We start from the raw sequence: 24066 nt of genomic DNA, 5'->3' as shown, positions 1-24066 counted from the left end.
GCACATGGCGCGTTCGCGTTGCCGGGCCTGTGGATCGAACGTCCACACCGGCTGACCGGAACGGTGATCCGAACCACCGTCCGCACCGGCTGCCCGCCTTTTTCACCTACCCCGTTCGGCCCACCGCCAGTTGGGCCGAACGGGTCATACGGAGTCGGCTCGGGGGCGATGCGGGTGCGGTCGGCGGGGCGGGTTCTTTCCCCACCCCGCCCCTTCCCGTAACCGGGGGCTTCGCCCCCGGGCCCCCTTTTCCGCGCTACGCGCGGTGTCCTCAATCGCCGGACGGGCTGATTTCACGTGTTACCCGGAAGCGGGCCCCGCCCCGGGTACCATCCACCCTCGTCGGCCCCCCGCCCTCCCCGTCGAATCGAGCCGCCGTGGACACCACCGCACGCGACGAACCCCGTGCCGGGGTGACATGAGCACGGGGTCCGGGCGGGACGAGTCGCCGGAGGAGCGGGCCGACCGGCGGTGGGCGGAGTTGCTGCAGGAGGTGAGGGTCGCCCAGACGGGGGTTCAGATCCTGCTGGGCTTCCTGTTCATGGCCGTCTTCACACCGCGCTTCGTCACCCTCCCGGCCGTGGACAAGAACATCTACACCGCGACGGTGATCCTGGGCGCCGCGACGACCGCGGCGCTCATCGGGCCGGTGTCGATCCACCGGCTGCTCACCGGCCGCCGCCTCAAGCCGCAGACCGTGGCCTGGGCGTCGGCCCTGACGCTGATCGGGCTGCTCCTGCTGCTCGGCACGGTCATGGCGGCGCTGCTGCTGGTCCTGCGGGTCGCGCTGCGTGACGCCGCCGCGACGTGGATCGTCGCCGGGGTCGGCGGGTGGTTCGCGCTGTGCTGGTTCGCGCTGCCCTTGCTGGCCCTGCTCAGCGCCCGAGCGCGCGCTTGAGCTGGGCCTTGTTCATGGACGAGCGGCCGTCGACGTTACGGCGCTGCGCCTCCGCGTACAGCTGGTCGTAGGTGGGACCCTGGGCACCGCTGTGCGAGCGCTGTCCGCCGCGCTTGGAGGACGACATGTCCTGGGTGGAGCTCTTGCTCGCGGTGCGGGACTCGCCCGAGCGGGCGCGTTCCTTGTTCACCGTACGGGCGGCGATCTCCTTGGCCCGTTTGGTGCTCTCGCCGCGCTGTTCGGCGCTCTCCTTGATGTGCTCGTACTGTCGTTCGCGCTTGGGGCTGGAGCCTCGTGGCATCGTTCTCGATCCTCACCTTCGGCACCTGAACCGTTCAGTGCTTGAACCGTTCAGTGCTTGAAGTTCCTCTTGACCTTCTCCGCGGCTTCCTGGGCCTTGCCCACCGCCTTCTCGCCTCGCCCCTCGGCCTCCAGCCTCTTGTCGTCCATGGCCCGCCCGGCGGACTCCTTGAGCTGACCCTTCATCTGCTTCGCCTTCGCCTTGCCCTTGCCCATGACGTGTGCCCTTCCGTTCGAACCGGTCACTGTTGGAATGGGATATTCCGGAACCCACCTTGCAGTCACCCCGAAGTACCCGCAACCGCTCACAGCTCCGCCGCGTGCCACACCGTCGTGATGTTGCAGAACTCGCGGATCCCGTGCCCCGACAGCTCCCGCCCGTACCCCGAGCGCTTCACTCCGCCGAAGGGCAGCGCCGGGTGCGACGCCGTCATCCCGTTGAAGAAGACGCCGCCCGCCTCGATGTCCCGGACGAACCGCTCCTGCTCGGCCTCGTCCCGCGTCCAGACGTTCGAGCTGAGCCCGAACGGGGTGTCGTTGGCCAGCTCCACGGCCTCGTCCAGGTCCCGCGCCCGGTACAGCGTGGCGACCGGGCCGAAGGCCTCCTCGTGGTGGATGCGCATCTCATGGGTGACCCCGGCGAGGACGGTCGGCTCGTAGAACCAGCCCTTCGGGAGTTCCTTCGGCCGGCGCCCGCCGCACAGGGCCGTCGCGCCCCGGCTCACGGCGTCGTCGACGAGCTCCTCGAGGTCGGCGCGGCCCTGTTCGCTGGCGAGCGGCCCGACGTCGGTCGACTCGGCCATCGGGTCGCCGACGGTCAGCGCCGCCATCCCGGCCGTGAACCTTTCGGCGAAGGCGTCGTAGACGTCGGTGTGCGCGATGAAGCGCTTGGCGGCGATGCAGGACTGGCCGTTGTTCTGCACCCGGGCGGTCACGGCGGTGCGCGCGGCCCGGTCGAGGTCGGCGGAGGGCAGCACCACGTACGGGTCGCTGCCGCCCAGTTCCAGGACCGTCTTCTTGATCTCGTCCGCCGCGACCGCCGCGACCGCGCGGCCCGCGGGTTCGCTGCCCGTGAGCGTGGCGGCGGCGACCCGCCGGTCGCGCAGGATCCCCTCGACGGCCCCGGAACCGACCAGCAGGGTCTGGAAGCACCCGTCGGCGAAGCCCGCGCGGCGCAGCAGGTCCTCCAGGAAGAGCGCGGTCTGCGGCACGTTCGAGGCGTGCTTGAGCAGGCCCACGTTGCCCGCCATGAGCGCGGGCGCGGCGAAGCGGACGACCTGCCAGAGCGGGAAGTTCCACGGCATGACGGCGAGGACCACGCCCAGCGGGCGGTAGCGCACCCGGGCGCGCGCGGCGCCGGCGTCCTTCACCTCGGCCGCGTCGGGGTGCTCGTCGGCGAGCAGCGCCTCGGCGTGCCCGGCGTACCAGCGCATGGCCTTGGCGCACTTGGCGGCCTCGGCGCGCGCGGCGGCCAGGGGCTTGCCCATCTCGGTCGTCATGAGGCGGGCGACGGTGTCCCGGTCGTGGTCCAGGAGGTCGGCGGCGAGTCCGAGGAGCCTGGCCCGCTCGGGGAAGCCGGTGGTGCGGTAGTGCCGGAACGCCGCGGCCGCGGTGGCCAGGCAGTACTCGATCTCCTCCGGTGCCAGCTCCTGGTAGGTCTTCAGCGTCTCACCGGTCGCCGGGTTCACCGTGGCGATGGGCATGGGTGTCCCTCCTCATGCTCGATGCCTCGACCTTGCAGCGGCCGGGCGGGCGGCGCAAGACGGACCCGGGCCGGACCGCGCCGGGCCGAAGCCTCCGCGCCCGGATCTCAGCGCGGCGGGCTCTCCGGCACGTCGTCCGGGGCCGGCGCCTGTCCGGGGAGCCGTACCGGGCCCCGAGCCCCGGCGTCCTCGGCCCGGCGCACGGCCGCGGCGGGGCGGACGGGCAGCGCGTGGGCCCGGTGCAGCCAGGCCACGGCCGCCGCCGAGGCGAGGCCGAGGAGCAGGCAGGCCAGCCAGGGCAGCCAGGGGCGCCGGGTGCGGTCGCCGAGGTCCATGGCCCAGCCGACGACGACGTTGCCGAGGGCGGCCGTCGCCCCCGAGAGCAGGGAGAAGAGCCCGAAGTAGGTGCCGGTCAGCCGGGCGCGCCCGAAGCGCGGGACGAGCTCCATGACCGACGGATAGGCGACCATGCCGCCGAAGTAGAGCAGCAGCGAGCCCCCGGTCATCACCAGCAGGCCGGGAACCGCCGTGCCCTCCTCCGGTGGCGTCGCGTCGCAGATCAGCAGGGGCGGTACGAAGCCGAGGCCCATCAGGGCGATCCCGGCGGCCACCCAGCGGGCACCGCCCCCGCGCCGCTCCAGGGTCCGGGTGATCCGGAACTGGAAGAGCAGGGTGGCCAGGGCCCCGGACGCCAGGAGCACGCTCGCCGAGCCGCTCCAGCCGGACACCTTGCGGGCGCCTTCCGGAAGCAGGACGTAGAGCTGGTTCTCCAGGATGAACAGGCTGCCGGTCGCGGCGCAGAAGCACAGGAAGCGGCGGTTGCCGAGGCACTCGCGCCAGCCTCCGAGCACCCTCTCCCGGGCTCCGGACGCCCCGCGCGGCGGGAGCGCGACCGCCTGGGCGACGGTGAGCACGGTGAAGACGGCGGCCCCGGCCAGCGCCCAGGGGCGGAAGTCGGTCAGGAGCAGCAGGCCACCGAGCAGCAGGCCGACCAGCGAACCGCTGGTGGAGAAGACGTTGAGCAGCGCGAACACCTCGGCGGCGCGGTCGCCCGACTCGTGGGCGACATGGGTGCGCACGGCCGGGTAGAAGAGCGCGCCCGCGAGACCGCAGAGCACGGAGGCGGTGAGCAGCAGGGCGTGGCAGTTCCCGAGGGCGAGGAGGGCGAACGCCGCGGTCCGCAGGGCGCAGCCGGCGATGATCACCAGGCGGGCGCCGAAACGGTCGGCCGCGCTGCCGCCGACCACGAACAGGCCCTGCTGGCTGAGGTTCCGCATGCTGAGCACCAGTCCGACCAGGGCCGCGGACAGGCCGAGGTCGTGTCCCAGATAGGACGCCAGAAAAGGGATCAGGAGATAGAAGCCGATGTCCACCCCGAACTGGTTGATGAATAGCAATCGCAATGCGAGAGGAGACTCGCGGACCGCCCGAAGAGTTCTCATGCGCGTCCCCGCAGTCGGCCCGTGCAGGGGTCAGGGCACTTCGGATTACGCCGCGCCCAGCCCGAATTCCGTGCAGGTTTCGCCAATTACCGTGCAGAGGAAGGCTTGTACGCGCCTATGTGGGCGAGCGGTCGGTCATATGCTCTCGCGGCCCATCGTCGGCGCCCCCCGGCTGCGCTCGGCAGGATCTCGGCAGACACTTTAGCAAAGCGCAACACTTGCCGGATAGGGAGCGGAAGAGGGCATTTCTCTTGCTCACGGCATGCCTCCGGCACATGCCGGGCCGTCAACGCGCGTGCGGACGAAGAAGAAAGAAGGGGAGGTCGCGCGCCCGGCCCCGCGCACACCGTCGGCGGCAGTACGACCGTTCCCTCGGACCGGTGAATCCGCAAGGTGAAACCATAGGCTGAATCCATTCTTCACATCGTCCGCGCCACGAACATCGCAAAAGCTCCCCCCATGGCAGGAGGACTTCGCGACGATGGCCGCATGAACGACCAGAACTTCCTGGAGCGCACCAGGCAGCTCGCGCTCTGCATGGCCGAGCTCCACACGAGCCTCGACCCTGAGTCGTACGCCCTCCTGCTGCGGATCCTCCAGGGCCTCAACGAGGCGATCGTGCACCGTGACACCGGTGTCGACCTTCCGTTCAGCCCGCGTGAGAAGGAGCTGTTCACGCCCGAGTTCGGCCGGGTGCTGAAGAAATTGGCGGGTTACCTCGGGCCGCACGGGATGCGGGTGGTGGTGGGCGGGGAGATCGGGGACGGGTCGGGGGACGGTGGCGCGGGGGCGTGCGAGCGGGATCGGCGTGAGGTCGATGCGATCGCTCGGGCGAGCGGCATGCGCCCGTAGGGCGCGGGGCTTTGTCCCCTACCCGCCCCTTCCCGAACCGGGGCTCCGCCCCGGACCCCGGTCCTCAAGCGCCGGACGGGCTGGATTTTCCAGCCCGTCCGGCGCTTGAGGACACCGCGCGAAGCGCGGAACGGGGGCCCGGGGACGAAGCCCCCGCGCAGCGGCACCCCACCGCGCACCCGTACCCGCACCGCCGTCGTTAACGCATCCGTAGCTCCACATCTCGGTCGGACAACGGTCACGACGACGGTCACCTGGGAGGCCACACACCCGTGCTCGCACAGCCCACCGCCCTGGCGGTCAATCTCCTCGACGCCTCCTCGCTGCTGGCGGCCTTCGGCGCGCTCGGCATCGCCGTGGTGCTCTTCGCCGAGACCGGCCTGCTGGTCGGCTTCTTCCTGCCCGGGGACTCGCTGCTGTTCACCGCCGGCCTGCTGTCCAGGGCGGGGGCGCACTCCGGGCCGCGGCTGGATCTGGCCCAGGTCCTGGCCGCCGCGGTGGTGGGGGCGCTGGTCGGCGCGCAGTGCGGGTACGTCCTCGGGCGCCGCGGCGGCCGGGCCCTGCTCACCCGGTCGAGCAACCGCCGCCTGCACGAGGGCGCCGCGCGGGCGGAGGAGCTCCTCGAGCGGTACGGGCACGCCCGCGCCATCGTGCTGGCGCGCTTCGTGCCGGTGGTCCGTACCGTCCTCAACCCCCTGGCGGGCGCCCTGGGCGTGCCGGCGCGCACCTTCGCGCTCTGGCAGACGACCGGCGGCCTGGTGTGGACGGTCGGCCTGATCCTCGGGGGGTACGCCCTGGGCTCGGTGGTGCCGGACGTCGACCGCTACCTCCTGCCGATCGTCGGCGCCATCGTGGTGCTCTCCCTGCTGCCGGTCGTACTGGAGCTGCTGCGCGGCCGCCGCGCCGCGAAGGCCCCGGCGGGCGGTCCCGAGGCGGACTGAGGGCGCGGCCGGTGCGCCGGTGCGCCGGGTTCCTTCCGCCGCCACCGCTTCGCTACGGTGGCCGCACCGGCTGCCCGCGCCCGCGTGCCTGGAGGTTCACGGTGACCCGACCCGACCTCGGACGCGCGCGGGACACCACCCTGAGGGCCGGACGGGCGCCGGGCGCCCGGCCCCTGACGGGACACCTGACGAGGCTGTACCGGGCGCCGCTGCCCTTCCTGACGGATCTGCCCCGCCACGGCGACCTGGTCGAGATCCGCATCGGCCGCCGCCCGTTCCTCGTCCTCTGCCACCCGGACCTCGCCCGCGCGGTCCTCACCGACGACCGGACGTACGACCGCGACGGCCCCTCGTACGAGGGGTCCCGGCGGGCGATGGGCAACGGCCTGGCCACCTGCCCGTACGCCGATCACCGGGCGCAGCGGCGCATGCTCCGGCCCGCCTTCCGCCCGGACCACCTGGAGCGGTACGCCGCGGTCATGGGGCGGACGATCGAGGAGACGACGGACGGCTGGCACGACGGCTTGGAGGTGGACCTCGCGGAGGAGCTGTTCGCGCTGGCCACCAAGACGGCGGTGCGGGCCCTGTTCGCCTCCGATCTCACGCCCGCCGCCGCGCAGGAGCTCCACCGCGCTCTGGCGACCTTCCTCAAGGGCGTCTACCGGCAGTCGCTGATGCCGTGGGCCGGCCGGCTGCCGACGCCCGGCAACCTCCGCTACGGCCGGGCGCTGAAGCAGTGGCACGCCGAGGCCGGCCGGCTGATCGCGGCCCACCGGGCCGGGGCGTCCTCCGACGCCAGGAACGTGCTGTCCCACCTGGTCGCCGCCCGTACGGCGGACGGCACACCGCTGCCCGACCCCGACATCCACGACCAGGCCACCGCGCTGGTCCTCGCCGGTTCCGAGACCACCGCCGCCGCGCTCGCCTGGTCCTGTCATCTCCTCGCCCGTCACCCCGGGGCCGGCCGCCGGCTGCGTGAGGAGGCGCGGACGGTGCTCGGGGGACGCGTCGCCGCGCTGGAGGACGTCCCCCGGCTGACGGTGACCTCCCGCGTCCTCACCGAGGCGCTGCGGCTCTACCCCCCGGCCTGGCTCGTCCCCCGTACCACCACGTGCGAGACGTCCCTGGCGGGGCGCCGTCTCCCGGTGGGCAGCACGGTGGTGTTCTCCCCTTACGTCCTGCACCGCCGCGCCGATCTGTACCCGGAGCCGCACCGGTTCCTGCCCGACCGCTGGTCCACCGGGCCCGGCGGCGGGGGCGCGGCGGCCGCGCGGCGCCGGACGTACATGCCGTTCGGTCTCGGCGCCCACCGGTGCATCGGCGAGTCCTTCGCCCTGACCGAGGCCACGATGGCGCTGGCCACGCTGGTGGCGCGCTGGGAGATGCGGCCCGTCCCCGGCACCGTCGTCCGGCCCGCGGTCAGGGCCGTGCTGGCGCCCGAGCGGCTGCCCGTACGCCTGGTGACGCCCTGAGTCCCACCGGCCGTTAAGCTGTCCGCCATGACGTCGCCGAGGCCGAGCCGTGTCCCCTAAGCAGCAGCGCGGCGAGGCCACCGCGGACCGTCTTCTGACCACCGCGCTCCAGGTGTACGCCTCGTCGGGGCAGCAGGGGTTCACGGTGAACGCGGTCACCGCGGCCAGCGGCGTCAGCCTCGGCAGTCTCTACCACCACTTCGGCAGCTTCGACGGTCTCGCCGCCGCCCTGTACACCCGGTGCATGGAGGAGCTCTTCGAGGAGCTGACGACCGCCCTGACGGCCGCCCGTACCGCCCGTACCGGTGTCCGCGCGCTGGTCCGGGCGTATCTGCGCTTCACCGAGGAGCGGCCGGACGCCGCGCTGTTCCTCCACGCCTCGGCCTACTCGGGCTATCTGGCCGCCCACGCCGACCGGATCCGCGAGGCCAAGGAGGCCGCGCTCGGGGGGATCGTGGCGTGGATGCGGCCGAGGATCGAGGCCGGCGAGGTCGCGCCGATCCCCGAGCCGCTGATCGAGGCGCTGGTCATCGGCCCGGTCGCCGAGACCGCGCGTCGCCGGCTGTCCCCCGCCTACGACATGGACCTCGCCCAGGCCGCGCGGGTCCTGCCGGACCGGATCTGGCGGTCCCTGAGCCCGGACTGAGCGCCGCCGGGCGGCTACTTCTTCCCCATTCCCTCGAACCAGGTCGGGCCGCCCTCCGTGGCCTGCTTGATGCGGCTCACGGCGAAGTTCTCCATGTCCGGCAGGGCGTCCGCCTCGAACCAGCCCACCTCCAGGGACTCGTCGTCGTTGACGCGGGCCTCGCCGCCCACCGCGCGGCACAGGAAGCAGACGTCCATGAACTGGCACACGTCGCCGTTGGGATAGGTGACGCGCTCCAGCGCCTCGACGAGCAGGACCCGCTCCGGGACGCAGCGGACGGCGGTCTCCTCGAACACCTCGCGCACGATCGCCGTGGCGGGCTGCTCGCCCGGCTCGGGGATGCCGCCGATGATCGACCACTCACCGGTGTCCGAGCGGCGGCCGAGGAGGATCCGGTCCTGGTCGTCGAGGACGATGGCGCTGACGCCGGGCATCCACAGGAGCTGGTTGCCGATGGTCTCGCGGATCTCGCGGATGAAGTGCGGGGTGGGCATGGGTCGAGCCTAACGGCCTCGGTGACCGCCCTCCGGCCACGCGGGCGGTGGCCGGAGGGCGGTCAGGCGGCGGCCCGGCGGCCCGCCGCCAGGCGCAGACCTCTGCGGATCACCTGAACGGCTGCTTCCGCGTCGTCCACGGTGACGGTGAAGGACCGGCCGTCGCCGAGCCGGACGACGAAGCCCTCGCCACGCCGCACGACCACGGCGGTGCCCTTCTCGGGGCGCCAGCGGTAGCCCCAGCCGCCCCACTGGCGCGGGGTGACGCGCGGGGCGAAGTCGGCGCCGACGACATGGGCGAGCGGGATACGGGTCCGGGGCACGCCGATGTGGCCGCAGCGGACCTCCAGCGCCTCGGTGTCCACCCGTACGGCCACATGGACGAACGCGAGGGTGCCGTAGAGCATCAGGAGTCCGGCCGCGACGCAGCCGACGACCGCCATGACGAGAGGGGCCAGGCCCGAGGTCCACGCGCTGTCGACGGCCAGCTCGACGCCCAGCGCCAGGCAGGCGGCGCCGGCGACGGCCAGCAGCCACTGGATCCGGTTGGTCGCGCGTCCGGTCCAGACCGCGAGATCACCGACGCCGTCGGCCGGGGAAGGGGTACCGACCGCGTCCGATCCGGCGGCGGGCTGCTCGTCGCCCTCGTGGCCCTGCGGGCCCTTGGAGTGGTCCCTCATATGAGGCAGCCTACTCATCTTCCGCGCCCGCGGCAGGGGTGATGCGAGGGCCGGCTCGTACGGAACCGGATCGGGTGTCAGGAACGAGCCGCGGCGGCCTCGACGAGCGAGCGGCCCTCGCGGTAGGCGAGCGCGGCCGGCTGGAGGGCCTCCTCGCGCCCGCTGAGCAGCACGGTCAGCCGGCCCGTCGGCGCGGCGTCGGGGTCGGGCGCGGTGCCGGCGCGGCGCAGGGCCTGGGCGGCGACGGCCGGGGCCGAACCGTGCAGGACGAGCTCCGGCGCGTCGGCTCCCAGCCGGGGCTGGACGGCCGCGCGGATGCGGTCGTCGACCAGCTCGTAGTGGGTGCAGCCCAGGACCAGGGCCCGGGTGCCGGGCGGGGTGAGGGCTGCGGCCGCGGCCACGGCTGCGTCGATGGCGGCCGAGTCGGCGCGCTCCACGGCGTCGGCGAGGCCCGGGCAGGGCACCTCGGCCACCTCGACACCGGCCGCGAAGTCACGGATCAGGCCGCGCTGGTACGGGCTGCCGGTGGTCGCCGGGGTGGCCCAGATCGCCACCGGGCCGCCGGCGGCCGCGGCGGGCTTGATCGCCGGTACGGTCCCGATGACCGGCAGCTCCGGCTCCAGCTCGGCGCGTATGGCGGCCAGGGCGTGGACGGAGGCGGTGTTGCAGGCGACGATCAGGGCGTCGGGGCGGTGCGCCGCGGCGGCGCGGGCGCAGGCCAGGGCGTGCGCGGTGAGGTCCTCGGGGGTGCGGGGGCCCCAGGGCATGCTGGCGGGGTCGCCGGACAGGACGAGATCGGCGTCGGGGCGCAACCGGTGGACGGTCGCCGCGGCAGCCAGGAGGCCGATACCGGAGTCGATGAGCGCGATCTTCACCCGGTCACTTTAATGGATGGGCGTCGATCACCCGCGCGAGCGTCCCCCCGTGCGGCAGACTGCGGGGGTGAGCGTGCTGACGTGGATCACCTTCGCTTCACTGGCCGCCTGGCTGTGGCTGCTGCTGGGCCAGGGCTTCTTCTGGCGCACGGACGTGCGGCTGCCGGAGCGCACCGCCCCGGACCGATGGCCTCCGGTGGCCGTCGTGGTGCCCGCCCGGGACGAGGCCGGGGTGCTGCCGTCGAGCCTGCCCTCGCTCCTGGCGCAGGACTATCCGGGGCGGGCGGAGGTCTTCCTCGTCGACGACGGCAGTACGGACGGCACCGGTGAGCTGGCCCGGGCCCTGTCCCGGGAGCACGGCGGGCTGGCCCTGACCGTGGACTCCCCCGGCGAGCCGCCGCCCGGCTGGACGGGCAAGCTGTGGGCGGTGCGGCACGGCATGGCCCTCGCCCGCGCCCGTACGGACGCCGAGTTCCTGCTGCTGACCGACGCGGACATCGCGCACCGGCCGGACAGCCTGCGGGAGCTGGTGGCGGCGGCCTCCTCGGGCGGTCTGGACCTGGTGTCGCAGATGGCCCGGCTGCGGGTGGCGACGGCCTGGGAGCGGCTGATCGTCCCCGCGTTCGTCTACTTCTTCGCCCAGCTCTATCCGTTCCGCCGGATCAACCGCCCAGGCGCGCGGACCACGGCGGCGGCCGGCGGGTGCGTGCTGCTGCGGTGGGAGGCGGCGGAGCGGGCCGGTGTCCCGGACAGCGTCCGGCACGCGGTGATCGACGACGTCTCCACGGCCCGGGCGGTACGGCGGGCGGGCGGCCGGATCTGGCTGGGACTCGCCGACCGGGTGGACAGCGTCCGGCCGTACCCGCGACTCGGCCAGCTGTGGCGGATGATCTCGCGCAGCGCGTACACCCAGCTGCGGCACAACCCGCTCCTGCTGGTGGGGACGGTCGCCGGTCTGGCGGTGGTGTACCTCGTGCCGCCGGTGGCCGTGGTGGCCGGCGCGCTGACGGGCGCGGGCGCCCCGCTGGTCGCGGGGGCCGCGGCGTGGGCGGTGATGGCGGGCACATACGTCCCGATGCTGCGTTATTACCGGCAGCCGGTCGCGCTGGCGCCGCTGCTGCCGTTCACGGCCCTGCTGTATCTGCTGATGACCGTGGACTCCGCGGTGCGGCACCACCGGGGCCGGGGCGCGGCCTGGAAGGGGCGGACGTACGCCCGCCCCGAGGCCGCGCCCTGACCGGGCCCGGCCGGGGTCACTTCCGGCCGGGCGTCCAGTTCATGCCCCAGCCGTAGGCGCGGTCCAGCGTGCGCTGCGGGCTGACGCCGCGGTCGGGCACCAGGTAGCGGGCCTCGCGCTGGACGACGAGGTCACCGCCGTTGTTGGTGATCAGGGCCAGCGCGCAGACGGTGGAGGGCACGGTGCACTCGTCGAGCGAGAAGTCGACGGGGGCGCCGTGCTGCGGCTGGAGGGTGACGGTGGCGTTGAGGTTGGCGAAGCTGCGGGCGCCCTCGTAGATCGTCACGAAGACGAGGATGCGCCGGAAGTCCGCGGTGTGGTCGAGGTTGACGGTGAGGTTCTCGCCGGACGCCACCGATCCGGTCCGGTCGTCGCCGTCGAGGTGGATGAAGGGCGGCTGGTGGAGGGAGCCGAAGGAGTTCCCCAGCGCCTGGACCACGCCCTTGCTGCCGTCCCTCAGTTCGAACAGGGCGCCGAGGTCGAGGTCGAGGTCGGAGTGCATGGCCATGGCCTTGCCGAGCCGCTGGCCCCAGCCCTTGAACTGCTTCTGCACCTGCCAGTTGAGGTTGACGCGCAGCGATCCGGAGGTGCCGCCCTGCTTGGTGAGGGAGACCGCCGGGGCCTCCTTGGTGAGCGTGACCTTCGTCAGGCGTACGGGCTGGGGCGCGGGCGGCGCGGCGGGCGCCGGCGGCACGGGCGCCGGGGCGGGCGGCGTGTGCGTGGGTGCCGGGGCGGGGGCGGCGACGGGCGGTGCCTGCCGCGGCTCGTCGACCGTGATCCCGAAGTCGGTCGCCAGGCCCTCCAGACCGCTGCTGTAGCCCTGGCCGACGGCCCGGAACTTCCACTCGCCCTGACGGCGGTAGAGCTCGCCGAGGACGTACGCGGTCTCCACGCCGGCGTCCGAGCTGTCGAAGCGGGCGAGCTCCGCGCCGGACGCCGCGTCGAGCACCCGGATGTGCAGGCCGGGCACCTGACCGAAGGTGCCGCCGTCGGCCGAGGCCGCGAGGACCACGGTCTCGATCGAGGGCTCCACCGAGGCGAGGTTCACCGAGAGGGCGTCCGTCACCGTGTCACCCGCCGGGCGCTTGCCCTCGTGGCGCACCGCGCCGGAGGAGTGCTCCGCCTGGTTGTAGAAGACGAAGTCCGCGTCCGAGCGGACCTTGCCCGCGGACAGCAGCAGCGCGGAGGCGTCCACGTCCGGTATCCCGGGGCCCGTGCGCCAGCCCAGCTCGACGCGCACCGCGGCCGCCGGAATCCGGACGTTGGTGCCCTTCTGCATCGCCATACTCCACCCCTGTGAACAGTCCCGTCCTTGCAGGGTCCCAACGTACCCTGACGGCGGAATATCCCGGTTACCGCTCCTTCACGAGGATTGGGCGCGTGGGGCACCGCCCGCGGGCTGCTTGGGTTCGGCGGGCGGCGGCTTCTGCTCCGCGGGCGGCTGCTTGGGCTGAGCGGGAGGTTGCTTGGGTTCGGCCGGGGGCTGCTTGGGCTGAGCGGGAGGCTGCTTCGGCTCGGCAGGCGGTTGCTTGGGTTGAGCAGGAGGTTGCTTCGGCTGCTGGGCCGGGGGCTGCTTCTGCTCAGCAGGAGGCTGCTTAGGTTGCTGGGCCGGAGGCTGCTTCTGCTCAGCAGGAGGCTTCGGCTCGGCAGGGGGCTGCTTGGGCTGCTGAGCAGGCGGAGGTTTCGGGTCGGCGGGCGGCGGCTTCGGCTCGGAGGGGGGCTGCTTGGGCCCGCCGGCCGGCGGCTTGGGGTCTCCCTGGGGCTCCTTGGGCGCGACCGGTGGCGACTTCGGCCCGGCCGGATTCTTCGGCTCCCCCTGAGGATCCTTGGGCCCGGCAGGCGGCGACTTCGGGACGTCCGGCGACTTCGGCCCGTCCGGTGACTTCGGCCCGCTACCCGGCGGCTTCGGGACGTCCGGCGGCTGCTTCGGCGTCGAGGGCGTGCCCGTGTTCGGCGGGAGCGGGTCCTTGGAGGAGTCGCCTCCCTGGGGGTCCCCGCCCTTGGAGGGGCCACTTCCCTTGGAGGAATCGCCTCCCTTGGGCGAGCCGGGGTCGCCGGAACCGGGCCCGCCCGGGCCGGACGCCGGCGGCGGGCCCGAGCCGTCGGGGGGCACGATGCGCGGCGGCTCCTTCGAGGGTACGGGCCGCGGCGGCGGCTCCCACGCGAACTCCTTGGAGTCCTGCTTGCCGTCGCTCCCGACCGCGCGGTCGAACGCCTTGCCGCTCTCGAAGGGATCGACGAGCTGGAGCTCCTTGACCGGCCCCTTCTCCTTGGGCCTCGGCGCGATGACCGTGATCTCCACGCTGGTGAAGGTCTCCCAGCGCTCCCCCTTGTACGTCACCGCCTTGAGGTCGACGGCGCGGTCCGGGCCGAGGAGCGGATTCCCGCAGGTGCACTTGACGGCCGGTCCCGTGATCGGGTCGTTGAGGACCACCACGCCCTTCTGGAGCACCGACAGATAGCCCGTGATCCGGCCTTCGCCCTGGTAGTTGTGGTTCTTGACCAGGGTGTCGTACTCCAGATTCACCTCAGTGAGACTGTTGATGTAGGCGGGGATCCGGCTCGGGTCCATGCCGCGCACCCCGGCCCACGCCCTGGCCCTGGCCGGGTCCTGGGTGATCCCCTTGATCAGCAGGCTCTTGTCGCAGCGGGTGGCGCCGCGCGTGCCGCCGAAGGTGCCACGGGCGTCCACCGCGACGGTCCCGCCGCCGTGGGACGGGGAGTTGACGTTCCGGAGGTCGATATCCGGATGTTTCAGGAACGGGTCGATGCCTATCACCCCCGCGGCCTCCAGGACGAGCTGCACAGCCTCCCGCTTCTGCTTCTTCGTACATCCCGCCACGCCGACGCCCCCGAGCAGGGCGGTCACCGTGAGAAGGGAAACGGTCCGGACGGTCACCTGCCGCATGCGCGCACCCCCGATAGCCGATCTGTGTCGTTACTGCCGTGCTCGTGCCGTGCCAATGCCTGTTCGGTGCCTGTTCGGTGCTTGTCCGGTGCTTGTCCGGTGCTTGTCCAATGCCTGATGACGCCTGCCGAAGGCGGTCAACGCCCGCCGGTCACCTGTCCTCGCCCCTCGACGTCACCCTCGACGGTCACCCCGGCGCGCAGGTCTCCAGCCACCCGCCGGTTCCGCAGGTGTATCCCGTGCTCCCGGCGGAAGGTGTGGACTGATCGGTGGTCGGCTGGTCCGACGTACCGGAACCGTCCGGGGCGCCCGCACCCTTCGAGGGCGCGGGGGTGCCGGTGGTCGTGCCGCCGGAGCGCCCCGTCTCCCCCGTGCCCCGGGCGGCCATCATCACCGCGACCCCTCCCGCGATGAGCAGCAGGGCCAGCACCGAGCCGAGGAGGAGCGCCACCAGGCGGCGCCGGTCGGGCGCGGCCGGATCGGGGGCGGGGAGCGGGAAGACGACGGCCCCCGAGTGCACGGGCGTGGGCGTGTGTACGGGCGTAGGGAAGGGCGTGTGCCCGGAAACGGGACCGGGTGCCGGCTGCGGCATCGGGACGGGACCCGACGTGGCGGTCGCCGTAGGAGCGGACACCGGTGCCGGGGCGGGTGTCCCGACGGCCGTCGGTACGTACCGCCCGCCGGGCCCCACCTCGGTCAGGCCCGCCCGGGTGGTCATGTGCCCGGCCGCGACGGCGTCGAGCAACCGCTGGGCCTCCACCGAGCCCATCCGCTCCCTCGGGTCCTTGCGCAGCAGCCCTTCCAGGAGCGGGACGAGCGGCCCGGCGAGCCGCGGCGGCGGCAGGTCGTCCTGGACCACGGCCTGGAGGGTGCCCAGCGCGGTCGTCCGGCGGAATGGCGACAAGCCCTCGATCACCGCGTAGAGGGTGGCGCCCAGCGACCACAGGTCGGACGGGGCGCCCGGGCGCTCGCCCCGCGCGCGCTCCGGCGCGAGGAAGTCCGGGGAACCCACCAGGTCACCGGTGCGGGTGAGAGTGCCGGAGCCCTCGATCAGGGCGATGCCGAAGTCGGTGAGGACCGCCCGGCCGCCCGGCTCCACCAGGACGTTCGCCGGTTTGACGTCACGGTGCAGGATGCCCGCGGCGTGGGCGCTACGCAGTCCCTGGAGGACCATCGAGCCGATCCTGGCCGCCGCCCTGGGGTCGAGCACCCCGTCGTGCTGGAGGATCTCGGCGAGCGAGCGTCCGCGCACGAGCTCCATGACGATCCAGGGACGGCCGTCCTCCTCGACGACGTCGTGGACCGTGATGACGTTCGGGTGGTTGATCTGCGCGGCGGCCCGCGCCTCCTGGTTCAGGCGGGCGTACAGGATCCGTACGTCGTGCTCGCGCAGGTGGGCCGGTGCCTGGACCTCCTTCGCCGCGACCTCCCGGCCGAGCAGCTCGTCGCGGGCGCGCCAGACGACGCCCATGCCTCCGCTGCCCAGCTCGTCGATCAGCCGGTACCGCCCGGCCAGTAAGCGGTCCCGCGACTCCTCCGTCATGCCGAACGCCCCCCTTCCCGCGTGTACGGCACCCCCGGAGGCCGTACACGTTCGGGCCACACTGGCTGAGACGTCGTGACCCCGCGTCCCGTTCCCCGATCCGCGCCGTGGTCATGGCGGGGTGGGCCGGGGTGCCGGAAGCCCGGCTTCTGGTTCAGACCTGGGCGGGAGGGGTGCGGCTCACGGTGCGGCCGAGCCGTGTCACGGCCCGCGCGAAGGCGGTGGCGTCGTGGACGGCGGCGCCGCCGGGGTCGTTGTTGAAGTAGACGTAGGTGTCGGACCGGTCGGGCCAGTGGTCGGCGATCCGCCGGGCCCAGCTGTCGAGCGCGCGGCGCCCGTAGCGGGGCCACGGCCGGGCCCGGCCGCAGTGGAACCGTACGTACCCCCAGTCGGCGGTCCGCCACAGCGGGGTCACCGGCCGGGAGTCGTGGTCGGCCCAGCAGAGGGCGGCGCCGCGGGCCTCCAGTACGGTGCGGGTCTCGTCCGTCCACCAGGAGTCGTGGCGTGGTTCGACGGCGACCCGGACGCCGGCGGGGAAGCAACCGAGGGCGGTGTCCAGCGCGGCGGGGTCGGCGCGGAGCGTGGGCGGCAGCTGGAGGAGGACGGGCCCGAGCCGGTCCGCGAGGCCGGCGGCGTGCCGCATCAGGCGTTCCACGGGCTCCTGGGGGTCGCGGAGGCGCTTGATGTGGGTGAGGTAGCGGCTGGCCTTGACGGCCATGACGAACCCCGGCGGGGTGCGGTCGTGCCAGTCGGTGAAGGTGTCGTGCGTGGGCAGCCGGTAGAAGGCGGCGTTGTTCTCGACTGTGGCGAAGTGCCGGGCGTACTCCTCCAGCCACAGCCGCTGGGGGCAGCCGTCGGGGTAGAGGCCGCCACGCCAGTCCTTGTACTGCCATCCCGAGGTTCCGACGAGCAGGGGCATGGCATGATCCTTGCCCCGGGACAGCGGGAACGCCACCAGCGGGGGTGTGAGGCCATGGGTGACGCGGGGTGCGTCTTCTGCGCGATCGCGGCGGGCGATTCCGCCGGTCACCGGGTCTTCGCGGACGGTACGGCGGTGGCCTTCCTGGACGCCCGGCCGCTCTTCCCCGGGCATGTGCTGGTGGTGCCGCGGCGGCACGCCGAGACGCTGACCGATCTGCCGGTGGAGGAGGTCGGGCCGTTCTTCACCCGGGTGCAGCGGATCGCGGGCGCGGTGGAGCGCGGCATGGGCGCGGCGGGGTCGTTCGTGGCCGCCAACAACAGGGTGAGTCAGTCCGTGCCGCATTTTCATGTGCACGTCGTTCCGCGCAACCGCAAGGACGGGCTGCGGGGGTTCTTCTGGCCCCGGACGCGGTACGCGTCGGAAGAGGAGGCGGCGGAGGTCGCGGCGCGGGTGCGGGCGGCTCTCTGAGACCTGCCCCGTGTCTCTCACGGGGCACCTCCCTCGCGTGGACTATCCGCCTGAATCTGGCCATATTGGATGTATCGCAGGTATGGCAGAGGTGGATCATGAGGTTCCGCGACCGTGTGGACGCAGGCCGCCGGCTGGCCGACCGGCTCGGGCCGCTGCGCGCCGAGTCCCCCGTCGTGCTGGGGCTGCCCCGTGGCGGTGTCCCGGTGGCCTATGAGGTCGCCCGCGCGCTCGGCGCCCCGCTGGACGTGATCCTGGTCCGCAAGCTCGGTGTGCCGCTGCACGAGGAGGTCGGCTTCGGCGCCGTGGGCGAGGACGGCGTGCGGGTGCTCAACGACGACATCATGCGGGTGAGCCGGGTCGGCGAGGACGACCTCGCCGAGATCCAGGCCCATGAGGAGGCCAGGCTCGCGCGGCAGGCCGGGACGTTCCGCGGCGGACGGCCGCGGGTCGCCCTGGAGGGCCGTACGGCCGTCGTGGTCGACGACGGGGTGGCGACGGGCGCGACGGCGTCGGCCGCCTGCCGGGTGGCGCGGGCGCACGGGGCGGCCCGGGTGGTGCTGGCGGTGCCGGTGTCCGCCCCGGACGCGGCCGAGGCGCTCCGCGCGGAGGTGGACGAGCTGATCTGCCTCACGACGCCGGCCGTGTTCTTCGCGGTCGGCGAGTGGTACCAGGACTTCTCCCAGACGACGGACGAGGAGGTCGTCGCACTGCTGCGGCGCGGCGGTGCGGCGGGCGACGGGCCCGGCGCTCCCCACCGGGCGGAGCCGTGAATCGCTGGAGGTGTGATCACCATGGAGACGATCGTCAGGTGCAATGTCGAGATGGAGTTCCGTGAGGCGGGCCCGCTGACCCAGGCGGCGGCGGTGCTGCGGATGCAGGACGGCACGGAGCTCAAGGCCCACGGGGTCACCAACCGTCACCCCGACGACCCGGGTCAGCAGCGGGTCGGCGAGGAGGTGGCGGCCGCGCGGGCGCTGCACGACCTCGCGGCGCAGCTGCTGGAGAAGGCGGGGGTCGACATCGAGGAGCTCACCCACACGGCCGCGCACCTGTCCCACTGAGACCCAGGGGCCGCGACCCGAGGTGCACGGCCGGGGCGCCCGGCGCGGCCGGAGGTTTCTCCGGGGCGCCGGGCGCCGCCGTCGCTCGGGGGTGCCGTCAGCCGGCGGAGGGAGTGGTCTCCTTCACGCACATCGGGGTGGCGGTGGGGCCGGTGATGGCCTCGCCCGTCTCCAGGGAGTAGCTGGAGTGGTGCAGGGGGCAGGTGATCCGCAGCCGGGCCACGTTGACATAGCCGTGGACCATGTGTCCCTTGCGGTGCGGGCAGAACGCGTCGGCCTCGAACTCGCGGTCGCCGACGCACACCCGGATGCGGTCCTCGCTGATCTGCTCGACGGAGTACGGGCGCGGGGCAGGCCCGCCGGGCGTCTCAGCCATGCGAGCCCACCTTCAGCGCGGAGGCGACGGCGGCCTCGGTGGCTCCGCCGATGACCTCGCTGGCGAGCTTGAAGCCGGTCCAGACCTTGACCGGGTGCAGGTCCGCCTCGGCGTCGAACTCCCGGATGGCGACCTGGAGTTCCTTGGCGTGGAAGTTGTCGATGTGCAGGTGCTCGGTGTAGTAGCGGGCACCCGCCAGGTCCAGGCGCGTCGCGGCGTTCGCGAAGCACTGGAAGGCGTAGAGGATGCTGGACTCCAGGTAGCACAGGCAGCCCAGGAAGTACTCGGGGCGGGGTGCCCGGGCGGCGGCCCAGAAGAAGGTGTTGACGTAGGCGTAGGTCTCCTCGTTGGTCCGCGCGAGGTAGTCGTCGACGTCGAGGGACATGCCCAGCTCGGTCATCAGGTCGCGGTAGATGTTGAAGTGCGCCTGGTCGAGGTTTCCACAGCCGAACTCGTCGACCAGGACGCGGAAGACGGCCATCTTGGCCTTCTTCGGCAGCCGCCAGACGATCGGCAGGAACGATTCCGATTCGGTCAGGCCGTCCACGGCGAACTGCGCGACGACCTCCTTGAACTGCTCACGGTCGAGGTCCTCGGCCATGACGCGCTCGAACTCCGGCGGATCGTTCTTCTCCGCCTCCAGCAGCGCCTTCATATGGCGGCCGAGGGCCGCGCGGTCGGCCATGACGGGGGCTGCCGCCTCGATCTCCCGGGCGCGGCGCGCGATGAGCCGCTCCTCCAGCTCGTGGAGTTCGCGCAGCTCCTCGGGGCTGGGGATCGTGCGGTTGAGGACGAACAGGCGGCTGCCGGCCGTAGTGGCCGTCGTGGTGGCCATGGGGACTCCAGGGCGGGTACGTGCGGACGGTGGGAGTACGGGGCCGGTGCGCCCGGCCCCGTACGGGCGCCTTCAGTTGACGGCGAGGGGGGTGCCGATGGTGCCTCGGCGGACCAGTTCCTCCTTGACGTGCAGGTACCAGTCGTCGGCCAGCAGCCCGTACCGCTCGGACAGGGCGTCCACCCGCTTCTGGACGTCCTGCCCGGGGGAGGACAGGGCCTCGTCGCACACCGCGGGGTCGAGGTTGGCCAGCGGCCCGACGAAGCCCTGTACACCGGGCACGGCGGAGAGCAGGTGCTCCCAGCCCTGGAGGACCGGGACGGCGGGCCCGGCCTCGAGCAGCTTGCGGGTGAACTCCGCCGAGCCGCTGGACTCCTTGACACCGACGACGCCGGGCAGGGCGCACACCTCCAGGAGCGCGTCGAGGTCCAGCGGGGCCTTGGAGACCACGTTCTCGTGGTAGACGACGACGGGCAGCGGGCTGCGCCCGACGACGGTGGCGTAGTGCTCCACGAAGCCCAAGGGGGCGGCGCCGCCGTCGCCGGACCACGGCGGGGGGACGACGACGGCGTCCGCGCCCAGTCCGGCGGCCAGCTCGGCGCGGGCCACGATCTCGTCGACCCCGGGCAGTTCCACCCCGGCCAGGACGGGCGCGCCGCCGGCGTGCTCCACGGTCAGCCGGACGACGTCCGTCCACTGGGCGGTCGACAGGTGCCAGCCCTCGCCGGTGCTCAGCGCGGGCATATAGCCGGCGACCTGTCCGCGCAGGGACGCGACCAGCCGGGCGACGTCGGGGGCGCTCACGCGCCGGTCCTCGTCGACGGGGGTCACCAAGGGGACGACGGTGCCGCGCAGCGCCTTGAGGCGCTGTTCGGCCGCCGCGCGCTCAGAGCTCGGCATGGTCGGCCTCCAGGACCAGGGACTGCTCGTAGAGCTTGTCGAGGTCGGCGGGGAAGACACCGCGGTCCGCGGCCGGGCCGGGCGTCCGCACGGGCAGTCCGAGGCCGGTCAGGGCGGTGAGCCGGGGGTTGAGGGTGACGAGCTCGCCACCGGCGGCGACGACCGAGGCGAGCAACAGCCGGTCACGCGGACGCAGTTCCTCCGCTCGCGCGGGGAGCCCCGGCAGGGCGGCGAGGACGCCGGCGTCGTAGGCGCGGCGCCGGATGGGCATCAGGGAGTGCAGGACGTCCATGAAGGGGTAGTAGGCGTCCTGCACCTCGCGCGGGAACCGCCAGACGTAGTCGTCGCAGCGTCCCACCTCCTCGTACGTCATCACCACGGGCCGCTCCAGGTGGGCGGCGAAGAACGCGGTGGCGGCGGCGCGTAAGGAGGGGTCGGTGCTGTGCATGCCCATGAACAAGGAGGCGTCAAGGAAGACCTCAGGCGCCATAGCTGTCCACTCCCTCGCGCAGGCGCTGCACCGAGGCGCGGAAGTCGCCGGGGTCGCGGGCCAGGGCGACGCGGACGTAGCGCTCGCCGCGCTCCGGCTCGCTCCAGAAGAAGTAGGTGCCGGGCAGGACGTAGACCTCGTACTGCGCGAGGTGCGTCTGGAGTTCGGTCGCCTTGATGTTCTCGTCGGTGATCCGGAACCACGCCACGCTGACGTTGACGGCCGGCTCGATGTGCTCCAGGAGGCTGCCCGCGAGGGCCTTCTGCGCGGCCTCGCGGTTGCGGGTGATCACGTCGCGCACCGAGGCCATGCCGTCCTCGATGGAGTCCTCCACGTACCGGGCGAGGAAGTTGAGGACGAACGGCGAGACATCGAGGAGGACGCTGGTGTGGATGTTGTAGACATCTTCGTAGAGGTCGCGGCTGCAGGTGAGCAGGGCGCACTTGGCGTCCTGGAGCGGCCAGGTCTTGCCGGTGTCCTCCAGGGCGATGTAGCTGACGCCGGAGGTGTCGAGGAGCTCGTAGAGGTCGAAGCGGCCGAACCGCGGGTCGGCGAGGGCGAAGGCGGCGAAGCAGAGGTCGACGACGAAGAGCTTGTCGTGGTCGACGCAGAAGCGGATGACCTCCTCGAAGCCCTTGCGGCCATGGCTGAGCAGGCTGAAGCCGGTGGGGTTGTTGGGGTCGACGAGGAAGAGCGCGTCGGTCTTGACGCTCTCGACGAGACGGTCGTAGATCCGGTCGGCGTCGTGCAGCGCGTCCTCGGGGACCGGCACGGGGTGCACACCGACGTTGTGGAGGACGTCCGGGAGGTTGTCGAAGCACGGCTCGACGAGACTCACGCTGATCTCGCGCTGCCTGAGGTACATCCCCGCGACCAGCGTCGATATGGAGGCCGCGTAGGAAAGCATGGTCGTGTCGGCGCGGACGCTGTTCTGGCCGTGCAGCCGGAAGAAGACCTCCTTGAACCGGTCCTCCAGGTCCGCCTGACGGGTCGCCTCCGCCTCGTACCACAGGTCGGGCAGCGCCGAGACGATCTGCCGCTGGCCCACGGACTGCTGCTGGTGGGTGTGGGCGTCGGCCAGGTTGTACCGGGTCTTGAGGGCCTGGATCTCGTGCTGGGTGAGGTCGAGAAGCTGCTCGGTCACGTGATCTCCTTGTCGGCTGCGGCGCGGTGGGGCCGGCAGTCGGTGGCGCGGGAGCCTGTGGGCTCGCGCGAGGGTAAAGGGGACACACCGCCGGGGGCCGGACGGATGGCGTCCGGAAGATCCACGGCGGTTCGATGGAGCGGAACGGTGTGCTCTCGTACGTACGTGAGGCGGCCGGACGCCTGCCGATGCTGTCCGGGTTTTGACCGGTACCGCCCTCATGTGATCCGGGCGGGCGTCCGGCTGTCGTCGTGGTGAGTACGGGCCGTCGGGCTGGTCGGAAATGGCCGAACTTGTGTGCGGTGACCATCTATTGACGTACGTTAACCGACGATCGATCATCGCTCAAGCAGAATTTCTGCGGGGAGACAATCACCCATGAACGGCGAGGCATCGCACAACAACGCTGAATCCACTGGGAACTTGACCCGTGTCCCCTTGAGCGAACAGGTCCGGCGGATCATGCTGGACAACCTGGTGCGGGGCCGATGGCAAGCAGGTCAGCGCATTGTCGAACGCCGTCTCGCCATGGAGTTGGGCGTCAGCCAGGCGCCCGTCCGGGAGGCCCTGCGCGATCTCCAGGCGATGCGGCTGGTCGAGTCCTCACCCCATCGCGGGACGCGCGTCGGCGATCTGAGTCCGCGACGACTTTGTCAGGTCTACCCCGTGCGCGGCGCCCTGGAGCGGCTGGCCGCGGAGCTGGCCCTGCCCCGACTGGCCGGGGACGTCTCCCGGCTGGAGGAGCACACCGAGGGGATGCGCCGGGCCGCCGCCGCCGAGGACGTCGACGCGCAGGTGCGGCACGGCGTAGCGTTCCACCGCGAGGTCGTGCGGGCCGCCGGCAACGCCGTCCTGAGCACCAACTGGGAGACCCTGGCCGTCGAGCTGTGGACGCACCTCTCCCTGACCCGGGTGCGTACCGGGCTGCACGAGAACGCCCGCGACCACGAGCCCATCATCGAGGCGTTCCGCCGCCGTGACCCGGACGTCGGACGCCTTCTGCAACTCCACATCCTGGGCTACGCCCATGAATCGATCGGAGCCTCATGACCACCACACCGGCACCACGGACCGAGACCCGCCCCGGGGTCATCACCCTCTTCACCGACATCTGGTGCTCGTTCGCGCATGTGGCGGTGCACCGGCTGCACACCACCCGCCGCCGGCTGGGCCTGGAGGACCGGGTGCGCTTCGACCACCGGGCCTTCCCGCTGGAGCTGTTCAACAACGGGCCGAGCCCGCGGCCCGGCACGGACTCCGAGGTCGGCGGGGTCGCCCACATCGAGCCGGACGCCGGCTGGCAGCTGTGGCGGGCCCCGGACTGGAAGTTCCCCTCCTCCTCGCTGCCCGCCCTGGAGGCGGTCCAGCTCGCGAAGGAGCAGGGGCTGGAGGCGTCCGAGCGGCTGGACCTGGCGCTGCGCCGGGCCTTCTGGGCCGAGAGCCGCTCCATCGGCGCGCGCGCCGTCGTGGTGGCCGTCGCCGAGGAGACCGAGGGCGTGGACGCGGCCGCGATAGCCGAGGGCCTCGACGACGGGCGGGCGCGCCGGGTGATCACCCGTGACTTCCTGTGCGCGAAGGAACACGGCGTCAAGTGCAGCCCCCATCTCTACCTTTCGGATGGGTCGGATCACGCCAATCCCGGTGTCGCCGCGCGCTGGCACGGCAAGTACGGCACCGGCTTTCCCGAGGTAACGGCCAATGACCCGGGCATTTACGAAGCCATCCTGAAGCGGGCGGCCAGCTGAGGAAGGGTTTCGAAGGACCGGCCAGAAATGATCGATCATCGCTCATTTCTGGCCGGTAGATGTTGACTCCCACAACTTGTTCCTTCTAGCGTCGTGAACGGAAGCCTCGTTCCGCGTCCCGGAATCGAGGG

The 24066-nt window shown here is 72.6% G+C and carries 26 protein-coding genes and 1 pseudogene; 11 read left to right on the top strand and 16 right to left on the bottom strand.

Translation table 11 applies throughout. The features are described 5' to 3' along the window. Positions 1-418: 418 nt before the first annotated feature. Positions 419-898 carry a DUF6328 family protein gene (locus LUZ64_RS31935; protein ID WP_095584930.1) on the top strand — a complete coding sequence of 160 codons (480 nt, stop codon included), beginning with the start codon at positions 419-421 and terminating at the stop codon, positions 896-898. On the opposite strand, the gene LUZ64_RS31930 is transcribed toward LUZ64_RS31935, so the two are convergent. The 4 genes from LUZ64_RS31930 to LUZ64_RS31915 form a co-directional block, all read right to left on the bottom strand. Continuing rightward, the gene (locus tag LUZ64_RS31930; protein WP_095584931.1) at positions 876-1199 is read right to left on the bottom strand and encodes a plasmid stabilization protein; all 324 of its coding nucleotides are present in this window, start codon (positions 1197-1199) and stop codon (positions 876-878) included. The two genes, LUZ64_RS31935 and LUZ64_RS31930, sit on opposite strands and share 23 nt — an antisense overlap. A 50-nt stretch (positions 1200-1249) precedes the next feature. After that, a complete protein-coding gene (locus LUZ64_RS31925; protein WP_095584932.1) occupies positions 1250-1414 on the bottom strand; it encodes a CsbD family protein in 165 nt (54 codons plus the stop codon). An 89-nt stretch (positions 1415-1503) separates the two neighbouring features. Then, positions 1504-2901, bottom strand: coding sequence for an NADP-dependent succinic semialdehyde dehydrogenase (locus LUZ64_RS31920; protein ID WP_095584933.1), 1398 nt, complete (start codon positions 2899-2901; stop codon positions 1504-1506). Positions 2902-3008: 107 nt separating this feature from the next. Further along, a complete protein-coding gene (locus LUZ64_RS31915) occupies positions 3009-4343 on the bottom strand; it encodes an MFS transporter (protein WP_095584934.1) in 1335 nt (444 codons plus the stop codon). 489 nt (positions 4344-4832) lie between these two features. Here LUZ64_RS31915 and LUZ64_RS31910 point away from each other — a divergent pair, with 489 nt between their 5' ends. The 4 genes from LUZ64_RS31910 to LUZ64_RS31895 all read left to right on the top strand — a co-directional run bounded on the left by LUZ64_RS31910 (position 4833) and on the right by LUZ64_RS31895 (position 8254). Continuing rightward, positions 4833-5195 (top strand): hypothetical protein, encoded by a 363-nt coding sequence (locus LUZ64_RS31910; protein WP_232389699.1) that lies wholly within the window; start codon positions 4833-4835, stop codon positions 5193-5195. A gap of 272 nt (positions 5196-5467) precedes the next feature. Then, positions 5468-6136 carry a DedA family protein gene (locus LUZ64_RS31905; protein ID WP_095584183.1) on the top strand — a complete coding sequence of 223 codons (669 nt, stop codon included), beginning with the start codon at positions 5468-5470 and terminating at the stop codon, positions 6134-6136. Between the two features lie 101 nt (positions 6137-6237). After that, positions 6238-7608, top strand: coding sequence for a cytochrome P450 (locus LUZ64_RS31900; protein ID WP_232389700.1), 1371 nt, complete (start codon positions 6238-6240; stop codon positions 7606-7608). A 49-nt stretch (positions 7609-7657) separates the two neighbouring features. Beyond that, on the top strand, positions 7658-8254 hold the full coding sequence (locus LUZ64_RS31895) for a TetR/AcrR family transcriptional regulator (protein ID WP_095584182.1): 597 nt from the start codon (positions 7658-7660) through the stop codon (positions 8252-8254). A 14-nt stretch (positions 8255-8268) separates the two neighbouring features. Here LUZ64_RS31895 and LUZ64_RS31890 read toward each other — a convergent pair whose 3' ends face one another. The 3 genes from LUZ64_RS31890 to LUZ64_RS31880 all read right to left on the bottom strand — a co-directional run bounded on the left by LUZ64_RS31890 (position 8269) and on the right by LUZ64_RS31880 (position 10303). Continuing rightward, entirely contained in the window at positions 8269-8748 is a 480-nt protein-coding gene (locus tag LUZ64_RS31890; protein WP_095584181.1) for an NUDIX hydrolase, read from the bottom strand. A gap of 62 nt (positions 8749-8810) precedes the next feature. Then, complete coding sequence (locus LUZ64_RS31885; RefSeq protein ID WP_232389701.1) at positions 8811-9428, bottom strand: hypothetical protein; 618 nt, start codon at positions 9426-9428, stop codon at positions 8811-8813. A gap of 77 nt (positions 9429-9505) precedes the next feature. Beyond that, the gene (locus LUZ64_RS31880) at positions 9506-10303 is read right to left on the bottom strand and encodes a glutamate racemase (RefSeq protein ID WP_095584179.1); all 798 of its coding nucleotides are present in this window, start codon (positions 10301-10303) and stop codon (positions 9506-9508) included. Positions 10304-10352: 49 nt separating this feature from the next. Between LUZ64_RS31880 and LUZ64_RS31875 the strand changes: the two genes are divergently transcribed. Beyond that, positions 10353-11540: a glycosyltransferase gene (locus tag LUZ64_RS31875; RefSeq protein ID WP_232389702.1), complete on the top strand. Its 1188-nt coding sequence runs from the start codon at positions 10353-10355 to the stop codon at positions 11538-11540. A 16-nt stretch (positions 11541-11556) separates the two neighbouring features. Here LUZ64_RS31875 and LUZ64_RS31870 read toward each other — a convergent pair whose 3' ends face one another. The 4 genes from LUZ64_RS31870 to LUZ64_RS31855 all read right to left on the bottom strand — a co-directional run bounded on the left by LUZ64_RS31870 (position 11557) and on the right by LUZ64_RS31855 (position 16910). Continuing rightward, positions 11557-12825 carry a TerD family protein gene (locus LUZ64_RS31870; RefSeq protein WP_095584177.1) on the bottom strand — a complete coding sequence of 423 codons (1269 nt, stop codon included), beginning with the start codon at positions 12823-12825 and terminating at the stop codon, positions 11557-11559. 78 nt (positions 12826-12903) lie between these two features. Continuing rightward, a complete protein-coding gene (locus LUZ64_RS31865; RefSeq protein WP_095584176.1) occupies positions 12904-14448 on the bottom strand; it encodes a DUF6777 domain-containing protein in 1545 nt (514 codons plus the stop codon). 187 nt (positions 14449-14635) lie between these two features. Then, on the bottom strand, positions 14636-15991 hold the full coding sequence (locus LUZ64_RS31860) for a serine/threonine-protein kinase (RefSeq protein ID WP_095584175.1): 1356 nt from the start codon (positions 15989-15991) through the stop codon (positions 14636-14638). Positions 15992-16145: 154 nt separating this feature from the next. Then, entirely contained in the window at positions 16146-16910 is a 765-nt protein-coding gene (locus tag LUZ64_RS31855) for a DUF72 domain-containing protein (RefSeq protein ID WP_095584174.1), read from the bottom strand. Between the two features lie 54 nt (positions 16911-16964). Between LUZ64_RS31855 and LUZ64_RS31850 the strand changes: the two genes are divergently transcribed. From LUZ64_RS31850 to LUZ64_RS31840, 3 genes and pseudogenes are all read left to right on the top strand, one after another. Further along, entirely contained in the window at positions 16965-17381 is a 417-nt protein-coding gene (locus tag LUZ64_RS31850; RefSeq protein WP_095584173.1) for an HIT family protein, read from the top strand. A 98-nt stretch (positions 17382-17479) separates the two neighbouring features. After that, a pseudogene (locus tag LUZ64_RS31845) lies at positions 17480-18133 on the top strand (phosphoribosyltransferase); the annotation flags it as partial. 42 nt (positions 18134-18175) lie between these two features. Beyond that, complete coding sequence (locus tag LUZ64_RS31840) at positions 18176-18445, top strand: DUF1876 domain-containing protein (RefSeq protein WP_095584185.1); 270 nt, start codon at positions 18176-18178, stop codon at positions 18443-18445. Between the two features lie 97 nt (positions 18446-18542). Here LUZ64_RS31840 and LUZ64_RS31835 read toward each other — a convergent pair whose 3' ends face one another. From LUZ64_RS31835 to LUZ64_RS31815, 5 genes are all read right to left on the bottom strand, one after another. Next, positions 18543-18821: a Rieske (2Fe-2S) protein gene (locus LUZ64_RS31835; RefSeq protein WP_095584171.1), complete on the bottom strand. Its 279-nt coding sequence runs from the start codon at positions 18819-18821 to the stop codon at positions 18543-18545. Next, positions 18814-19656 carry an iron-containing redox enzyme family protein gene (locus tag LUZ64_RS31830; RefSeq protein ID WP_095584170.1) on the bottom strand — a complete coding sequence of 281 codons (843 nt, stop codon included), beginning with the start codon at positions 19654-19656 and terminating at the stop codon, positions 18814-18816. Before LUZ64_RS31830 ends, LUZ64_RS31835 begins: the two co-directional genes overlap by 8 nt. A gap of 72 nt (positions 19657-19728) precedes the next feature. Beyond that, on the bottom strand, positions 19729-20556 hold the full coding sequence (locus tag LUZ64_RS31825; protein ID WP_095584169.1) for a dihydrodipicolinate synthase family protein: 828 nt from the start codon (positions 20554-20556) through the stop codon (positions 19729-19731). After that, positions 20543-21046 carry a DUF6190 family protein gene (locus LUZ64_RS31820; protein WP_095584168.1) on the bottom strand — a complete coding sequence of 168 codons (504 nt, stop codon included), beginning with the start codon at positions 21044-21046 and terminating at the stop codon, positions 20543-20545. Before LUZ64_RS31820 ends, LUZ64_RS31825 begins: the two co-directional genes overlap by 14 nt. Then, positions 21036-22190, bottom strand: coding sequence for a pyridoxal phosphate-dependent aminotransferase (locus LUZ64_RS31815; RefSeq protein WP_232389703.1), 1155 nt, complete (start codon positions 22188-22190; stop codon positions 21036-21038). The genes LUZ64_RS31820 and LUZ64_RS31815 overlap by 11 nt, the downstream gene beginning before the upstream one ends. A gap of 378 nt (positions 22191-22568) precedes the next feature. Between LUZ64_RS31815 and LUZ64_RS31810 the strand changes: the two genes are divergently transcribed. Both LUZ64_RS31810 and LUZ64_RS31805 read left to right on the top strand, forming a co-directional pair. After that, positions 22569-23240, top strand: a complete 672-nt coding sequence (locus tag LUZ64_RS31810; RefSeq protein WP_095584166.1) for a GntR family transcriptional regulator — start codon at positions 22569-22571, stop codon at positions 23238-23240. Continuing rightward, the gene (locus LUZ64_RS31805) at positions 23237-23935 is read left to right on the top strand and encodes a DsbA family oxidoreductase (protein WP_095584165.1); all 699 of its coding nucleotides are present in this window, start codon (positions 23237-23239) and stop codon (positions 23933-23935) included. The genes LUZ64_RS31810 and LUZ64_RS31805 overlap by 4 nt, the downstream gene beginning before the upstream one ends. The last annotated feature ends 131 nt before the right edge of the window (positions 23936-24066 follow it).

This window comes from Streptomyces albireticuli (assembly GCF_021228125.1).
Lineage (GTDB): Bacteria > Actinomycetota > Actinomycetes > Streptomycetales > Streptomycetaceae > Streptomyces > Streptomyces albireticuli.
The sequence above is the reverse complement of the archived record's forward strand: the minus strand, read 5'-3'. Positions and strand labels throughout refer to the sequence as shown.

What these genes read in the sequence shown, in the direction of transcription:
- LUZ64_RS31805 (WP_095584165.1), top strand. Translation starts at nt 23,237, where the DNA reads ATGACCACCACACCGGCACCACGGACCGAGACCCGCCCCGGGGTCATC.
- LUZ64_RS31860 (WP_095584175.1), bottom strand. Translation starts at nt 15,991, where the DNA reads ATGACGGAGGAGTCGCGGGACCGCTTACTGGCCGGGCGGTACCGGCTG.
- LUZ64_RS31830 (WP_095584170.1), bottom strand. Translation starts at nt 19,656, where the DNA reads ATGGCCACCACGACGGCCACTACGGCCGGCAGCCGCCTGTTCGTCCTC.
- LUZ64_RS31835 (WP_095584171.1), bottom strand. Translation starts at nt 18,821, where the DNA reads ATGGCTGAGACGCCCGGCGGGCCTGCCCCGCGCCCGTACTCCGTCGAG.
- LUZ64_RS31870 (WP_095584177.1), bottom strand. Translation starts at nt 12,825, where the DNA reads ATGGCGATGCAGAAGGGCACCAACGTCCGGATTCCGGCGGCCGCGGTG.
- LUZ64_RS31925 (WP_095584932.1), bottom strand. Translation starts at nt 1,414, where the DNA reads ATGGGCAAGGGCAAGGCGAAGGCGAAGCAGATGAAGGGTCAGCTCAAG.
- LUZ64_RS31825 (WP_095584169.1), bottom strand. Translation starts at nt 20,556, where the DNA reads ATGCCGAGCTCTGAGCGCGCGGCGGCCGAACAGCGCCTCAAGGCGCTG.
- LUZ64_RS31820 (WP_095584168.1), bottom strand. Translation starts at nt 21,046, where the DNA reads ATGGCGCCTGAGGTCTTCCTTGACGCCTCCTTGTTCATGGGCATGCAC.
- LUZ64_RS31850 (WP_095584173.1), top strand. Translation starts at nt 16,965, where the DNA reads ATGGGTGACGCGGGGTGCGTCTTCTGCGCGATCGCGGCGGGCGATTCC.
- LUZ64_RS31885 (WP_232389701.1), bottom strand. Translation starts at nt 9,428, where the DNA reads ATGAGGGACCACTCCAAGGGCCCGCAGGGCCACGAGGGCGACGAGCAG.
- LUZ64_RS31930 (WP_095584931.1), bottom strand. Translation starts at nt 1,199, where the DNA reads ATGCCACGAGGCTCCAGCCCCAAGCGCGAACGACAGTACGAGCACATC.
- LUZ64_RS31915 (WP_095584934.1), bottom strand. Translation starts at nt 4,343, where the DNA reads ATGAGAACTCTTCGGGCGGTCCGCGAGTCTCCTCTCGCATTGCGATTG.
- LUZ64_RS31810 (WP_095584166.1), top strand. Translation starts at nt 22,569, where the DNA reads ATGAACGGCGAGGCATCGCACAACAACGCTGAATCCACTGGGAACTTG.
- LUZ64_RS31865 (WP_095584176.1), bottom strand. Translation starts at nt 14,448, where the DNA reads ATGCGGCAGGTGACCGTCCGGACCGTTTCCCTTCTCACGGTGACCGCC.
- LUZ64_RS31890 (WP_095584181.1), bottom strand. Translation starts at nt 8,748, where the DNA reads ATGCCCACCCCGCACTTCATCCGCGAGATCCGCGAGACCATCGGCAAC.
- LUZ64_RS31855 (WP_095584174.1), bottom strand. Translation starts at nt 16,910, where the DNA reads ATGCCCCTGCTCGTCGGAACCTCGGGATGGCAGTACAAGGACTGGCGT.
- LUZ64_RS31910 (WP_232389699.1), top strand. Translation starts at nt 4,833, where the DNA reads ATGAACGACCAGAACTTCCTGGAGCGCACCAGGCAGCTCGCGCTCTGC.
- LUZ64_RS31935 (WP_095584930.1), top strand. Translation starts at nt 419, where the DNA reads ATGAGCACGGGGTCCGGGCGGGACGAGTCGCCGGAGGAGCGGGCCGAC.
- LUZ64_RS31920 (WP_095584933.1), bottom strand. Translation starts at nt 2,901, where the DNA reads ATGCCCATCGCCACGGTGAACCCGGCGACCGGTGAGACGCTGAAGACC.
- LUZ64_RS31840 (WP_095584185.1), top strand. Translation starts at nt 18,176, where the DNA reads ATGGAGACGATCGTCAGGTGCAATGTCGAGATGGAGTTCCGTGAGGCG.